Origin of the sequence: Chelativorans salis (assembly GCF_025336525.1) — a bacterium.
Classification (GTDB): domain Bacteria; phylum Pseudomonadota; class Alphaproteobacteria; order Rhizobiales; family Rhizobiaceae; genus Chelativorans; species Chelativorans salis.
In genome coordinates, this window is record NZ_JAOCZP010000001.1 from 776,679 (window position 1) to 790,709 (window position 14,031).

The 14,031-nt window shown below is 64.7% G+C and carries 11 protein-coding genes; 8 read left to right on the top strand and 3 right to left on the bottom strand.

Annotated elements, in window-relative coordinates:
• Window positions 1-4 precede the first annotated feature (4 nt).
• From tssK to N5A92_RS03790, 8 genes are read left to right on the top strand one after another with little or no spacing between them, the layout of a single operon-like run.
• A complete protein-coding gene (tssK, locus tag N5A92_RS03755; protein ID WP_260900503.1) occupies window positions 5-1,339 on the top strand; it encodes a type VI secretion system baseplate subunit TssK in 1,335 nt (444 codons plus the stop codon).
• A 4-nt stretch (window positions 1,340-1,343) separates the two neighbouring features.
• Window positions 1,344-2,669, top strand: a complete 1,326-nt coding sequence (gene icmH, locus N5A92_RS03760) for a type IVB secretion system protein IcmH/DotU (protein WP_260900505.1) — start codon at window positions 1,344-1,346, stop codon at window positions 2,667-2,669.
• Between the two features lies 1 nt (window position 2,670).
• Window positions 2,671-6,213: a type VI secretion system membrane subunit TssM gene (tssM, locus tag N5A92_RS03765; protein WP_260900507.1), complete on the top strand. Its 3,543-nt coding sequence runs from the start codon at window positions 2,671-2,673 to the stop codon at window positions 6,211-6,213.
• On the top strand, window positions 6,195-6,740 hold the full coding sequence (tagF, locus tag N5A92_RS03770; protein WP_260900508.1) for a type VI secretion system-associated protein TagF: 546 nt from the start codon (window positions 6,195-6,197) through the stop codon (window positions 6,738-6,740). The genes tssM and tagF overlap by 19 nt, the downstream gene beginning before the upstream one ends.
• A complete protein-coding gene (locus N5A92_RS03775; RefSeq protein WP_260900509.1) occupies window positions 6,740-7,852 on the top strand; it encodes a DUF2169 family type VI secretion system accessory protein in 1,113 nt (370 codons plus the stop codon). The genes tagF and N5A92_RS03775 overlap by 1 nt, the downstream gene beginning before the upstream one ends.
• Window positions 7,849-8,871, top strand: coding sequence for a beta-ketoacyl synthase N-terminal-like domain-containing protein (locus N5A92_RS03780; protein WP_260900510.1), 1,023 nt, complete (start codon window positions 7,849-7,851; stop codon window positions 8,869-8,871). Before N5A92_RS03775 ends, N5A92_RS03780 begins: the two co-directional genes overlap by 4 nt.
• Entirely contained in the window at window positions 8,871-9,830 is a 960-nt protein-coding gene (locus N5A92_RS03785; protein WP_260900511.1) for a DUF4150 domain-containing protein, read from the top strand. Before N5A92_RS03780 ends, N5A92_RS03785 begins: the two co-directional genes overlap by 1 nt.
• 11 nt (window positions 9,831-9,841) lie before the next feature.
• A complete protein-coding gene (locus N5A92_RS03790) occupies window positions 9,842-10,684 on the top strand; it encodes a hypothetical protein (protein ID WP_260900512.1) in 843 nt (280 codons plus the stop codon).
• Window positions 10,685-10,803: 119 nt separating this feature from the next.
• Here N5A92_RS03790 and N5A92_RS03795 read toward each other — a convergent pair whose 3' ends face one another.
• From N5A92_RS03795 to N5A92_RS03805, 3 genes are read right to left on the bottom strand one after another with little or no spacing between them, the layout of a single operon-like run.
• Entirely contained in the window at window positions 10,804-11,142 is a 339-nt protein-coding gene (locus N5A92_RS03795; protein ID WP_260900513.1) for a hypothetical protein, read from the bottom strand.
• A complete protein-coding gene (locus tag N5A92_RS03800; protein WP_260900514.1) occupies window positions 11,142-11,573 on the bottom strand; it encodes a DUF6484 domain-containing protein in 432 nt (143 codons plus the stop codon). The genes N5A92_RS03795 and N5A92_RS03800 overlap by 1 nt, the downstream gene beginning before the upstream one ends.
• Window positions 11,574-11,583: 10 nt before the next feature.
• Window positions 11,584-13,914: a type VI secretion system Vgr family protein gene (locus tag N5A92_RS03805; RefSeq protein WP_260900516.1), complete on the bottom strand. Its 2,331-nt coding sequence runs from the start codon at window positions 13,912-13,914 to the stop codon at window positions 11,584-11,586.
• Window positions 13,915-14,031 lie beyond the last annotated feature (117 nt).

Sequence of the window (14,031 nt, forward strand, 5' to 3'; positions counted from 1 at the left end):
CAGTATGAGCGACGCAAACAGAGTGCTCTGGTCTGAAGGTCTCTTCCTGAGGACACAGCACTTTCAGCAGCAGGATCGCTTTATCGAAACGATGGTGCGCGGGACGTTGCAGGCCGGTCGGCTGCAGACGTTCGGCTTCCGCGCACTATCGCTTGATCCGGCATTGCTGGAGGCCGGCCAGATCGCTGTGCAATCGGCGCGCGGCATCTTCCCCGACGGCACACCCTTCGCCATCCCGGAGACGATGGATGCGCCGCGCCCGCTCGCGGTTACCGCGGAGACGGGCGCCGGCCCGGTGCTGATCGCGCTGCCGCTCGAGCCGCCGGGCGGCGTCGGCTTCGACCCTGCCCATGCCGAGCCATCCGGCGCGCGCTATCGCGGGCAGATCGTGACGGTGCGGGATGCCGTGCAGGGCGGCGCCGATTCCGAAGAGATCGAAGTGGCGCGGCCGCAGGCCTTGCTGCTTTCCCCCGGCAAGTCGGTCGGCGGCTACACGGCACTTCCGGTGACCGAGATAAAGGGCCTCAAAGCCGATGGCGGCGTCGCTCTGGAAGAGCGTTTCCTGCCGCCCGCCCTGGTGACGGGTGCGGTGTCTTGGTACGCCCAGCTACTGCAGGAGGTCCTCACCGGCCTCGACCAGATCGCCGAGGCGCATGGCAAGATGGTGCTGGGCGGGCCAGGGCGCAGTGTCGAGGACCTCCTGATGCTTGAGCTCGCCAATACGGCGCGCCCGCGGCTGGCACACATGCTGACACAGGATGTCTTTCATCCGGCGGAGCTTTTTCTCGAACTATCGGGTCTCGCCGGTTCCATGGCGACTTATGGCTCGAGCGCGCGGCGGCTGGGTGAGCTACCGCCCTACGACCACGTGGCGCCGGGGCCGGCCTATGCCGCGCTTGCCGATACGCTGCGCTCGCTCATCCTCAGCCTGCGCTACGTGGAGCCGAAGTCGCGGGCATTGCCAGTGATGAAGCACGCGACCAATGTCTGGAAGGTGCGCATCGATAATCCCAAGCTATTGACGGCCAGCCGGATTGTCATCCGTGTCGGCTCCGAACTTTCCGAGGATGCGCTGCGCAAGATCTTCGTCAATCAGGCGACAGTGGGCGCGGCCGGCGAATTCGAGGCACTGTGGAAGTCGCGCCTGCCCGGCATCCCACTGAAACCATTGCACTCGCAGCCGCGGGAAATTCCCTACGACGGCGACCGGTTGTGCCTAGAGCTCGACCAGCGCAGCGAACACTGGGCCTCGTTGCTCGAGGCGCCTGGCTTCGTCATCGGGGTCTCTGGCGTCCTGCCGAGCGAGCCGCAGATCGACTGCTATTCGGTGAACAGGTGACACCATGAGCCGGGACGATCCCTTCGGACTGTCTGAGGATCGTGAGCGTACCCGTATACGCCTGGTCGGCACGCCGCCGACCCCGCGCCCTTCTGCCCCCCCGCCCGCAGGCGCTGCACTCAAGCGGCTGCGCTCGCACCCGAATGGGCTCATCAATGCTTTCGCCCCCCTGCTTGAGTTCGCGCCGGAGCTCGAGAGCCCTTTGGCGCCAGAGAACCCCGAAGCCTTACGCACGCGGCTCCTCGATGAGATCGTGCGCGCGCGCGATGCCGCCGTCTCGGCCGGCTCCTCGCTCGACAGGGCCGACCGCGCGGCCTGGCTCGTGGCTGCGCTCCTCGACGATCTGGCGCTCAACACGCCGTGGGGCGGCGCCAGCGCATGGCCGCGCCAGCCACTCGTGGTCATGCTGCATGGCGACGTCGATGCGGGGGCGCAGTTCTTTGCCAGGCTGGAAGAGCTCGAGCGCCATCCCAACCGCGATCGAGAACTGCTGGAGCTGCAGTATTACTGCCTGGCGCTCGGCTTCCGCGGCAAATACCGGGTGCCCGGCCGTGCCGGCGACCGGTCGCTCAATGCCGTGCGCGTGGCCGCTGCCCGCTTCCTGCGTGACCCTGACGCGGAAGGCTCTCCACTCTCGCCCAACTGGAAGGGCGTCGTGGCGGCTGACGAGCCTGCGCGCTTCACCGTGCCCATCTGGGTCATGGCGGCCTTGGCTGCGGTTGCCGCGACGGCAATCTATGTCGGGCTCTCCATGGGGCTGAGCAGCCGGGCGGTGGAGCTGTCCGCTCTCGTCCGCGCCCTGCCGCCGCCCGGACGCGTGGAGATCGTCCGCGCCGCGCCCACTGTCGAGGCGCCGCCGCCTGAAACGGTGGAGATAGCGCTCCTACCGGAATTCGAGGCGGCCGCCCCGAGCGATCTGCGCCGCGCGCTCAAGGGCACCGAAAGCATTTCACTGGCCAAGCTGGTCGTCCAGGCCTCGGACCCGGAAGTCTTCCAGTCTTCCCGCGCCGAACTGACCGGAAGTTTCGAGCCCCTCATCGTCTCCATCGCCGCGGTGATCCGCGAGAACCAGGAACTCATAGGCAACATAACGGTCGTGGGCCACACCGACAGTGTCCCGCTGCAGCGCAGCAACCCGCTTTTGACGAACCAGCGCCTATCCGAGGCTCGCGCCGAGACGATCGCCGGAATTCTGGTGAGGAATGGCGTGCCGCAGGAGCGCGTGAGCGCGGAGGGACGGGCCGCGACCGACCCTGTGGCCGATAACGGCACGCGCGAAGGCCGAGCCTTGAACCGGCGTGTCGAGATCCTGGTCGAAAAGAGGCTGTAGGATGTTCATTCTGCGCTTTCTATGGTCGGTTCTTACCTCCCGCTGGCTGTGGACACTGATCGGCCTCGCGCTCATTTCCCTGATCATCTGGGTGTTCGCTCCCATCGTCAGGATCGGCGAGAGTGCGCCCTTTGCATCGGAGACGGTGCGCATCGTCCTGATCGCACTTCTCGTCATCTTCTGGCTTGTCTGGCTGATCGCCGCGCAGCGGCGGGCAATCCGCGCCAACCGCATGTTCGTCGCCGAGATCGCACCTCAGGCGCCGGAGAAGCCGCCGAGCGCCGGCGATGAGAGTGTGGCCGCCGTCGGCGCCAAATTCGACGAGGTGATGGCCGAGCTGAAGCGACGCAAGCTGGGCGGTCGGAAGTTTCTGCGCGAGATGCCGTGGTATGTGATTGTCGGCCCGCCCGCTACCGGCAAGACGACTGCATTGCGCCAATCCGGGCTCAACTTTCCCATCGACCTCACCGATGACCTTCAGGGCATCGGCGGCACGCGCAACTGCGACTGGTTCTTCACCGAGAACGCAGTTCTGATCGATACCGCCGGCCGCTACGTACAGCAGGAAAGCCAGCCCGAGGTCGACGCGGTCGAGTGGCAGGGTTTCCTCGACCTCCTGAAGAAGCATCGTGGCCACCGCGCGCTCAATGGCGTGATCGTTGCACTTTCCATCGACACGTTGTCGGAGGGCGGAGAAGCGATCAGAATGCACGGTCGCAAGATCAGGAGGCGGCTTGCCGAGCTCAATGAGCGGCTGGAAATCCGCCTGCCCGTCTACCTGATGCTCACCAAAGCCGACCTCATCAAGGGGTTCGAAGCCTTCTTCGACGGCCTCTCCACGACAGAGCGCGAACAGGTTTGGGGGGCCACCTTCGCGCTCGACTCGCGCGTTGACGGCAACATGGTCGCGCACGAAATCTCCACTCTTGCAAGCGAACTCGAACGCCGGCTCGTGCCGCGCCTGGAAAACGAGGACCAGCTTTCGATGCGTGCGGAAATCTTCAGGTTCCCCGCCCAGCTCGAAAGCCTGTCAGAACAGATCCAACTTCTGGTCGACACCATATTCGGTGAAAGCCGCTACGAGGAAAGCCCATGGCTGCGCGGAGTCTATCTCACCTCCGCCACACAGGAAGGCGCGCCCATCGACCGGCTGACGGCCGCGCTCTCCTCCTCCTTCGGCCTGCCGCCGCCCCGGACAATGCCCGCACCGCGCATCGAGAAACGCAGCTTCTTTCTCAAGAACCTGCTCACCGAGGTCATCTTCAGAGAGGCGGGACTCGGCACGTTCGATCCGGCCGCCGAGCGCCGCCGCCTCTGGGTCTGGCGAGGTGCTGCGGCAGGTTCGGCCGCTGCGGCGGCCCTCGCCGGCCTCGTCTTCGCCTTCGCCTTTTACGACAATCGCGGCGCGATCGATTCGCAGGCCGCCCAGTTCGAAGCGCTACAAACACCACTGACGGCGGCCGCCGCGACACCCGTGTCGGCCGAAGCGCCCGACCTCGACGTCGCACTCGCCGCCATGGACGAGGTGACGGGCGCGCGGACCGCACCGCCCGGCGGCGTGCAGGATTTCATCGGCCCGTCCGCGTCCGCAGAACTTCTGCGGGCCCAGGACGATGCCTATGATCATGCCCTGCGCAATATCCTCGAGCCGCGCATGGTGGCCGTGCTGGAAACCACGATGTGGCGGCAGCTTCGGGATCCCGATTTCATGCTTGGTGCGCTCAAGACCTACCGCATGATGACGGGCCTGTCGCAGATGGACCCGGAGTTCGCGCAGTACTGGTGGGTAAATGTGCTGCCGGAATACGCACCCGTTGCCCTCTTCCCCACACCGGATGCGGAAGAACACCAGCTCGTCGCGATCGACCGCATGGCCATCGACGAAAGCTACACAGCGCCCGACCAGGCGCTCGTCGCCGAGGCGCTGAAGAGCGTGTGCACGATCTCGCTGCCGGTGCGCGCCTACAACGCCCTCCTGGCCGACCAGGCCGTTGCGGAGCTTCCCGAATGGATCCCTGCAAATTTCGCGGGGCCCAACGGTGCGAAGGTTCTGGCGAGGCGCTCCGGCAAGACGCTGCGAACCGGCATCCCCGGCGCCTTCACCTATGACGGCTTCCATGGCGCCATCCTCGACCGGCTCGAAGACGTCGCTGCACAGGCGGCACTCGACCGTGCCGTTTTCGCCGGCGGTTGCTCGGAAAACGCTGAGATCTCGGTCTCCGCCCTGTCGGAGGATATCCTCAAGCTTTATTATGAGGACTTCATCGCGCAGTGGGACAGCTTCCTGCGCGACGTGCGGCTAGCGCCGCTCACCGACCTCAATACCGCCAGCGAAAACCTGAAGGACCTGTCGAGCGCCGATTCGGCACTGAAGCGCCTCGTCACCGCTGTCGTGCGAGAGACCGAGCTCACCCGCTCTGACGAGGAAGAACCCGCCTCGGACAACAAGGCCGCCTCCAAGGGGGCGTCCAAGGTGCTGGGAAAGCTTGGCAAGATCGGCAAGCTGGCAAAGAAGGGCGTCAAGCTCCTCCCGCGCGCGGGCTCCGCCGAGGAGGTGGATCTCACCGGCGCTCTTGTTGCCGAGCACTTCAAGCCCATAAAGAGCGTGGTCGCCGAGGTGGACGGCCAGCCTCCGGCACTCGACGGGGCCGTCGTCGCGCTCACCGCGCTTTCCAACGTGCTGCAGACCGTCACCGCCAGCCCCGACCCCCAGGACGCCATCAAGAAGCAGGGCGGGCTTGCCGAACTGACCGGCGCCGTGGCGAGGCAGGCGCAGATCCTGCCCGACCCCATTGACGATTGGCTCAGCGGGCTCGCCGGCGACACCAGCGGACTGACGGAAAAAGCCGTCACTTCCGAGCTCAACGCCATATGGCGCGCCGAGATCCTGCCCTTCTGCGAGGCTGCGCTGAGCAATCGCTATCCCTTCACGCCGGACAGCGCGATCGACGTCAATGTGCGGGATTTCCAGCGCCTGTTCGGGCCGGGCGGCCTGATTGACGGCTTCATCAACGACCATCTCATCACTTATGTCGACACGACCAGCAAGCCGTGGAAATGGCGGGCGGACTTCGGTCTCGACTCCTCTGCACTCGCCGCCTTCGAACAAGCGCGGCAGATTCGCGACGATCTGTTTCCCGGCGGCCAGGGCCCGGTGATGAGCTTTACGCTCGAGCCCAAGGACCTGTCGCCGAGCGTGACCCGCGTGACCCTCAATCTGGACGGGCAGAGCCTCGTCTACTTCAACAACGCCACGCGCCCGCAGCCGATGACCTGGCCGGGCACTGACGGCACCGGCGTCATCACGCTGGCCTTCCAGCCGATCGACGGCTCGCCCGAGGTCGTGCTGACGGAGACGGGAAGCTGGGCGTGGCTGCGGCTCCTGCGGAGCGGCCAGTTCACCAGCACGCCGCTGCCCGAGGTCTACAAGCTTAGGCTCGGCACCAAGGGCTTCTACGCAGATTTCGAGCTCCGCGCGGCAAGTGTCGAAAACCCCTACAACCTTGAGATGTTCAAGAGGTTCACGTGCCCGCCCCAGATCTGATCGCGCCGGGGTTCTACGGCAAGCTTCCGACAGCGGGCGACTTTGTGAGCCGGCGTCTTCCGCCCGATTTCGTCCGCAACTGGGATCGATGGGTGGCGCTCCACCTCATGCCGCTGCTCGCTTCCGGCGTCTGGCCGGAGGGTACGGCAGTTTGTTTCATGCTAGGCGCCCGCTTCCACGGACCCGCGGCCGGGGTTGTGGTGCCGAGCGCCGACCGGGCGCGTCGCCGGTTTCCGCTTACGCTGGCTCAGCCGCTCATTCTGGCAACACCATGTCTGGCCGAAACAGGCGCGCATTGGTTCTCCAAACTCGCCGCGACAGCACAGGCGGCCCGGAAGGGCGAATTCGACGCCGATACGCTCGAAGCAGAACTTGCCGACATGCCCTTCCCGGCATTCGCCGTCGAAGGAGAGCCTTTGGAGGGAACGGTATTCTGGAACGACCCTTCAGCCCTCTTCGCCGTCGCACCGGAAGCGCCCCGCGCCGCTCTGCAAGCGCTGTTGGCACCGAGTTGGGAGCCGTGCTGATGCAGGTGTGGAACCAGACGAGCTTTCCGCACGAATTCACCATGGGCATGGATAAGGCCGCCCACGAGTATATCGTGGTCGTCATCAAGGGTACATTCGACTTTCCAGAAACGCCAGGCGGACTGGTCAAGAAGTCCGCTGACCAGGTGCCGCTCGTCATGGCCGACATGCATACGGGCGAGCCCGGCTTTTCAGCCACGCTTTGGGAGAGCGACTTCGCCTTCCGCAAGCCGCGTTGCGACGTGATCGCCAATGGATGCGCCTACTCGCCAGGTGGGCGGCCCGCCGAACGGGTGACGGTCGGCATCAAAGTCGGCGGGTGGTCGAAAGTGTTCGAAGTGCTGGGCACGCGCGAATGGCGCGCGGTGGGGCCGGTCTTCACAGCTACCGCGCCGCAGCCATTCCTGCGCCAGCCTTTCTCCTATGACACCGCCTGGGGCGGCACCGACCGCCTTGACCCGCAGGACACGCTGCCCGCCAGCTACGCGGCAAATCCGGTCGGAACCGGCTGGGCACGCACGCGCAACCAGCGCTTCATTCCCGGCCTGCGACTGCCAAACACCCAGGCCGTGGGCGAGGAGGTGCGCTCGCCATTTGGCGATTACAGGCCAATGAGCTTTGGCCCGTGCGGGCGCGGGTGGCCCGGCCGGATCGAATATGGCGGCACCTACGACCAGACATGGATCGACAACGTCTTTCCGTTCCTGCCGCCCGACTTCGACGAGCGCTATTTCCAGATGGCGCCAATCGACCAGCAGATCGACCACCCACGCGGCGGCGAAGAGGTGGTGCTCCTCAGCCTCACGCCGGAAGGACGCGTCAGCTTCAGGCTGCCCGACACGAAGCTGCCGATCACGCTTTTCAAGGGCACGGCAGAGGCGTTCAAAGGTGAGCTGCTGCCCGACACCTTGCTCTTCGAGCCCGAGAACCGGCGCTTCTCGCTCGTATGGCGGGTGCAGCAGCGCATCCAGCGCACCATCCTCGACTTTTCCGAATGCTGGATCGGCCATCCCACACGGGGGATGCTTAGGGCACGGGCGGCTGGCAAGCGCTACGTTCGAGGTTTCGACCTCCCGCCGCCGCCCGATGACGAGGAGGCCGAGGCCGCATGAAGCCCAGCCTCGACATCGTGTCAGTGGGCATGGTGACGGCCGTAGGGCTCGACGCGCCGTCGGCGTGCGCGGCGATGCGGGCCAGGCTCGACGGCTTCCAGGAAACGCGGTTCGTCGGTTCGGGCGGAGAGTGGCTCAACGGCGCACCGGTGCCCCTGCCGCGCAACTGGATCGGCGAGAAGCGCATGGCCCACATGGCCGCCGCCGCGATCTGCGAGGCCTTTGATGCCGTGCCGGAAGCGCGCGGCCAGACGCCGATCCTTCTTTGTCTTGCTGAAGAAGACCGGCCGGGCCGGCCCTATGCCGACGGAGGCGCTCTGCTTCGCCAGATCGCGGGGATTGTCGAGATCGAGGTTCACCCGGCCTCACGCATCGTCGCGCACGGCCGCCCATCGGGCCACGCTGCATTCGACAGCGCCCGCAGGGCGCTTGCCGCCGGCGACGCGCCCTTCGTCATGGTCGCGGGCGTCGACAGCTACCTGACCAGCGCTTCGGTCTCGCACTATCTCAGCAGTCAACGACTATTGACACCTGTCAACCCGAACGGCTTCATCCCCGGGGAGGCGGCCGCCGCGGTGCTGTGCGCTCGCACCGGCACGGGCAGCTTGCGGCTCCACGGCCTGGGCCTCGCCCGCGAGGCCGCCCACATCTACAATACCCACGACCTGCCCTTGCGCGGCGACGGCATGACCACCGCCTATCGCACGGCGCTCGACGAAACCGGCATCGAGATGAACAGGCTCGGCTACCGGATATCCGATCTCGTCGGCGAGCAATACTGGTTCAAGCAGACCGCGCTGGCGAGCCTCCGGCTGCTGCGTGGGCGACACGAATTCCAGGATCTGTGGTCGCCCGCCGAGTCGCTCGGCAACATCGGCGCGGCCTGCGTTCCGCTGATGGCCGGCATGGCCTGGATGGCTGCTAGGAAAGGCTATGCCGCCGGCAACCCCGTGCTCATAGAAGCTTCCAACGACTCCGGCGCATGCGGCGCCGCCGTGCTCGCGGCAAGGGCGGCGTGATGTCCAACGTCTTCGCCAACGGCCTTGGAGTCTCTGGCAAGGCAACGGACGGGAAAACGATCGCCGCCTTCCCCGATACCTGCTTCACGCCGCCCGAGAACCCCGCCACGCCGCCTGGCGTCCCGGTCCCCTACCCGAGCTTCGGAATGGCGGGCGACACCGAAAGCGGCACCGGCACCGTCTTCATCGGCGGCAAGATTGTCAACATCAAGAACAAGTCCGACCTCTCGAAAACTTCCGGAACCGAGGCGGGCTGCGCCGCCAAGAAGGGCGCCGTAACCTCCAAGAACACTGGCAAGGAGTACTTCAACTCCTGGTCCAACAATGTGAAATTCGACGGCGAACCAGTGATCCGCATGTCGGATCTTGCCACTAACAACCATGCCTCGCCCGTCGGTAACACACCACCCTGGGCACATGTTCTGGGCATGAACATCGGCAATACGACCTGTGCACAGGTGCTGATCGACTGTGGCCTTCAACTCCACAAACACCAGGACAGCCCCTGCAAGTCTCCCGACCAGTCCGAGCACATGGTCCAGAACGCGTTTTTTCAAAACAAGCGCGGCGGCGCCTCCCATTCAATTCCCGACTTTGCCAACTACTCCAAAAACACTGCTCCATGCATCTGCATGGAGGGACCGGGCCACGCCGGCGCCGATACACCGCACGGCCGCAAGACCTCAGCGCAACTCAAGTTCGCGCAAAGCTGCGGCACGACCCGTCCGACGGTCAAGCAGGCGGTAGACAACGAAATGCAGAACGTCAGAGAAAACCACCCCGCCATCAAGAATGACGAGAAGAGCGAATGGGCGATGGAATGCCTGGAGGCCGTGGTCTATGCCTACCTTGAAGAGGCATCCGGCAAGAAGGGAGATGACCTCAAGCAGACTAGGTGCCGAGTGCCGGGCGGCGAGAAGATCAGCGACGCCACGCCCGTCCCGGCTAGCCCGCTATAGGAGATTGATCGGTGGCGAACGGCATTAGCAGGGAATGCGTTTCGGTGGGTCAGTCCGACGACGGACAGGCCAGTGTCCTCGTGGTGTCCACGGACGAGGATCGCGAAAGCTTCAAAAGCAACATTTTCGAATACACGACACTAGAATCCAATCCCGCGCTCATCTTCAGCGAAGACATCTGGATCTCCAACATGTGGAAGTCACAGTCCGGCGCCCATTTCCTCTGCGAGATCCTCGGTCGCTGTTTCCACGATCTGCCTGGGACCTTCGTCGAGCAGCGTGTGACGAGCGAGCGTCTCTTTAAAATTTGGGGACTACACGACCGCGCCGTCTATGTCGTCGGCGAAGCGGGGACGTGTTTCCGCTTCAATGGGGTCTCCTGGATTGACATGAGCGACGGTCTTTCCGGATACGTGCACGCGATCGGCGGCGTGGCGGAGGATTCTCTTATCTGTGCCGGCGACGGCGGCTTCATCGCGCGCTGGACCGGCGGCCCCTGGCAGCGCATCGACATCCCCACCAACCCGGACCTTAGGGGCGCCTTCGCCAAGAGCCGCGACGTCGCCTATTTCTGCGGCCTCAGCGGTGCGTGCCTCATGATCGATGGCGATAGCTACCAGATGATCGATGCGCCGCCGGAAAGTTTCTACAGCATTGCGGAATACGCCGGCGACATCTACTTCGGTTCGCTTTCCGGCGGGATTTTCAAGCTTGTGGGCAACACCCTCATCCCGTTCAAGCCGCAGGCGCGCGGCTATGCGATGCGAGGGACGAAACGCTACCTCTGGACCTGCGGCGGAGATCAGCTCGCCCGCTTTAACGGTACCGGCTGGACCGCAGCGTCCTTCACGTAGAGACGTCCCGGCGCACGCCGCCCACCGTTCGCTGCCCGTTGCGCGAGATGTTGGCGCGTCGCTATACCTACGGGCACCATCGAAAAGCTACAGCGGCTTTGGTGCCCCGGCGCCGTGCGTTAATGCAGCGCGGCGGCGAGGTACTCCCTCACCTTTTCAAGATTGAGTTGCGCAACGCTTGTAGGCGCCCCGTCCATCAACATCCGCACGACGAACAGCTCACCTGCCTCTGGAAATTCCTCATAACGCTCCTGCGCGATCCGCCGCCCCTCTTCGCCGGCGACGCGCAAGCCGTCGAGATGCGCTTCCAGCCGCTCGACCAGCCGGGCGAGGCGCTCCTCGTCCATCTCCGGGTTCTCGTCCGGGTTGAGCAGGTGGTGGTCGTAGACGGTCCACAGGAAGGCCGCCATTTCGGCGTGCTGACGGACAATCTCCGGAAGCACCGGCGCGCGCGGCATCAGTTGAGGTTCACCGAGCCGCCTCGGATGCGGTTGGCGGCGCTGGCGTGGCTGGTGACATAGGTGCCGCGAATTGTGATGCGGCCGTCCTTTTCCAGGATGATCCTGGCCTTTCCGCAGCGCAGCTCGACGCGCTCCTGACCTGTGATCGTCACGCGCTCGCCGTCGCGGATCACCTCCGGCGTGATGCCCGGCGCCTTGCGGGCCGGTGCTACGATGCGCCCGACGATCAGCGGCTTTGCGGGGTTCCCTCCTTCGAAGAGGAGCGCCACCTCGGCACCCAGCGCCTCCGGCGAAAGCTCGACCAGGCTGCGCGCCGGCAGCGCGGTCTCCTTCGGATTACCCGCAAAGACGACCAGCGGCTTGGCTCCGTCGAAGCCCATCAGCACGCCGATCACCACGCCCTCGATCCGCTCGCGCACCTTCGCCATCGCCGTGCCCTCAGTTCTGGTTGATCTTCGAGCCCTTCATTGTGATGTCGCTCGAAGCCTTCACGTTGATCTTGCCCGATCCCTTGATCGTAATGTCCTTGCCTTCGATCGAGATGGTGCCGTCCTTCTTCATCGCGATCGCCGCCGAGCCGCATTTGATGACGATGGAATCGCCGGCTTCGATCAGGAGGTCCTTGCCGACCTTGATCGCACCGTCCTCGCCGACCTCCACCAGGCTTCCCTTGCCGATCTTGAGCGCGCGAGCCCCGCCGACCTCCGTCGCATCGTCTTCGGCGACCTTGGCGCTACGGCCCTTGCCGATCTCGCTCGTCTGGCCGCCACCAACCTTGAAGCTCTGGTCCCCGCCGATCTCCACACTCTGGTTCGAGCCGATCCGCCAGCTGTCGGATGAGCCGATGCTGTGGCTCTGGTTGATGCCCACCGTCATCGACCGGTCGGCACCGATCGTGTTCGTCTGTGCTGCCGCGACGTTGCGGGTTTCGGCCGCCCCAACCGCATCCACGCGGGCCGCGCCAACCTTGATCGTCTGGACAGCACCCACGGTCTGTGTGTGGTTGGAGCCGATGGTCTCGGTCGAGTTCGCGCCGATGCCGATGGTCTCATCCGCGCCCACCGTCAGCGAGCGGTTGATGCCCACCGTCTCGGTATCGTTCGAGCCGATCTCGACGGTGCGATCCACGCCCACCTTCGTGGTCTTGTTGTTGCCAACGTCCTCGTCGAGATTGACGCCCACGGAGTGCTTGGCATTGTTGTCGATGCGGTCCGACTGGTCGTGCTGGACGAGCTTGCTGCGATCGTTCTTGATCAGAAGGTTGTGGTCTTTCTGGGCCTGGAAATAGACCTCCTCGGAGCCCGCCTTGTCCTCAAATCGCAGCTCATTCCAGCCTCCGCCACCGAGCGAGGAATTGGTTTTCAGCCCCGACTGCGTTGCATTTCCCGGCAGCTCGTAGGGTGGCATCTGGGCGGCGTTATAGACCCGGCCGGTGATGATCGGCCGGTCCGGATCGCCCTCGATGAAGTCGATAATCACCTCCTGGCCGATGCGGGGGATCTGTATGAAACCCCAGCCGCTGCCGGCCCAGGTCTGCGATACGCGCACGAAGCAGGAGCTATTCTGGTCCTTCCTGCCTTCGCGATCCCAGTGGAACTGCACCTTCACACGGGCGTATTCGTCGGTGAATATCTCTTCGCCCGAGGGGCCGACGACGGTCGCTGTCTGCGGCCCGCGCATGACGGGACGCGAGGTGATGCGCGGCGGGCGATACGGCACGGAGGTCGGCGCCAGCTCCAGCACTACGCCGAAATTCTCATCTTCCGGTTCGGCGCCGCTGCGGTACTCGGGGTCGAACAGCTTGTACTCGGCGCTGATGACCAGGTACTCCTGGTTCTGGTCCTTGCGCGGGAAGTCCTCGAGCTCGAAGGTGCATCCGGGAAAGAGCCCACGCACCGTGCCGGCGGCCGCGATGCGCTGATGTGCGGCCTGGAGTTCCTCGCGCCGGATTGATGCGATTGTATCACCGCGGCCGATTTCCAGATGCGCGCCGGGCTGCCGGTAATTCTCACCCTCTGCCAACTCGTGGCTGAAGGGCTGGGCGGACTTGGTCATCAGGTCCGTGCGCGGCTTCTTGAAGTCGTAGTCGGTGTGGGCGTAAGCGCCCGGCCTGACGGAACTGCCGGGAATCCACTCCGTGATGTATTCCACGTCGCGCCGCATCGCCTGGCCTTCGAAATGGTACGGCACCGTCTCGCAGCCCGGCGCCGGCTTTAGCTTGCTCATGGCGTCGGCGAGGATCATTTTGTGCTCCCCGTCGCCATGCTCGAAGAAATACATGATGCCCTCATGCTCGAGCAGGCGCTGCACGAAATCGAGGTCGGTTTCGTCGTACTGCACGCAGTATTCGTGCGGGTCGTAGGAAGCCTGCAGCCGCTTCTCGAATTTCGCCGAGCCGTATTTCGAGAAGATCTTCTCGACGATCTCGACCGTGCTCATGTTCTGGAAAATGCGGCAGTCCGTCGTCGTGCCGAGGAACCACAGCCACGGCCGGACGACCGCCTCGTAATGGGCCAGACGATCCTCGATCCTGGTCAGCCGGAATTCCGACACCAGTCCGCTGAACCAGCGCTTGGGCTCGCCCGCTTCCGCCTCGACCGATACCGCCCCGCCGAGCATATCCAGCGGATCAATCTCCTGGTCCTTGCTGACGAAGCCGACCGTATAGGCGAAACAGCGGCTGATCTCGTCGCGCCCGAGGAGATGCGTGAAGGTCAGCGCGTCCGGGCCGAGCGGCGTCTGGACGGCTGTGACACGATCGTTGGACATGGCGTCGTGCCCCCTCCAAGAACGCGGCCGATCTTAGTTTCGAGCTTAGCACATGTCTTCGAACCCACAAAGAAGAGCCGCCTGGGCCGCCGCAAGCGTGCGAAGCATATTCCCGCG

Excerpts from the sequence above, each read along its gene's own strand:
- icmH (WP_260900505.1), top strand. The coding sequence starts at position 1,344 with ATGAGCCGGGACGATCCCTTCGGACTGTCTGAGGATCGTGAGCGTACC.
- tssM (WP_260900507.1), top strand. The coding sequence starts at position 2,671 with ATGTTCATTCTGCGCTTTCTATGGTCGGTTCTTACCTCCCGCTGGCTG.
- tssK (WP_260900503.1), top strand. The coding sequence starts at position 5 with ATGAGCGACGCAAACAGAGTGCTCTGGTCTGAAGGTCTCTTCCTGAGG.
- N5A92_RS03785 (WP_260900511.1), top strand. The coding sequence starts at position 8,871 with ATGTCCAACGTCTTCGCCAACGGCCTTGGAGTCTCTGGCAAGGCAACG.
- N5A92_RS03780 (WP_260900510.1), top strand. The coding sequence starts at position 7,849 with ATGAAGCCCAGCCTCGACATCGTGTCAGTGGGCATGGTGACGGCCGTA.
- N5A92_RS03805 (WP_260900516.1), bottom strand. The coding sequence starts at position 13,914 with ATGTCCAACGATCGTGTCACAGCCGTCCAGACGCCGCTCGGCCCGGAC.
- N5A92_RS03795 (WP_260900513.1), bottom strand. The coding sequence starts at position 11,142 with ATGCCGCGCGCGCCGGTGCTTCCGGAGATTGTCCGTCAGCACGCCGAA.
- N5A92_RS03800 (WP_260900514.1), bottom strand. The coding sequence starts at position 11,573 with ATGGCGAAGGTGCGCGAGCGGATCGAGGGCGTGGTGATCGGCGTGCTG.
- N5A92_RS03775 (WP_260900509.1), top strand. The coding sequence starts at position 6,740 with ATGCAGGTGTGGAACCAGACGAGCTTTCCGCACGAATTCACCATGGGC.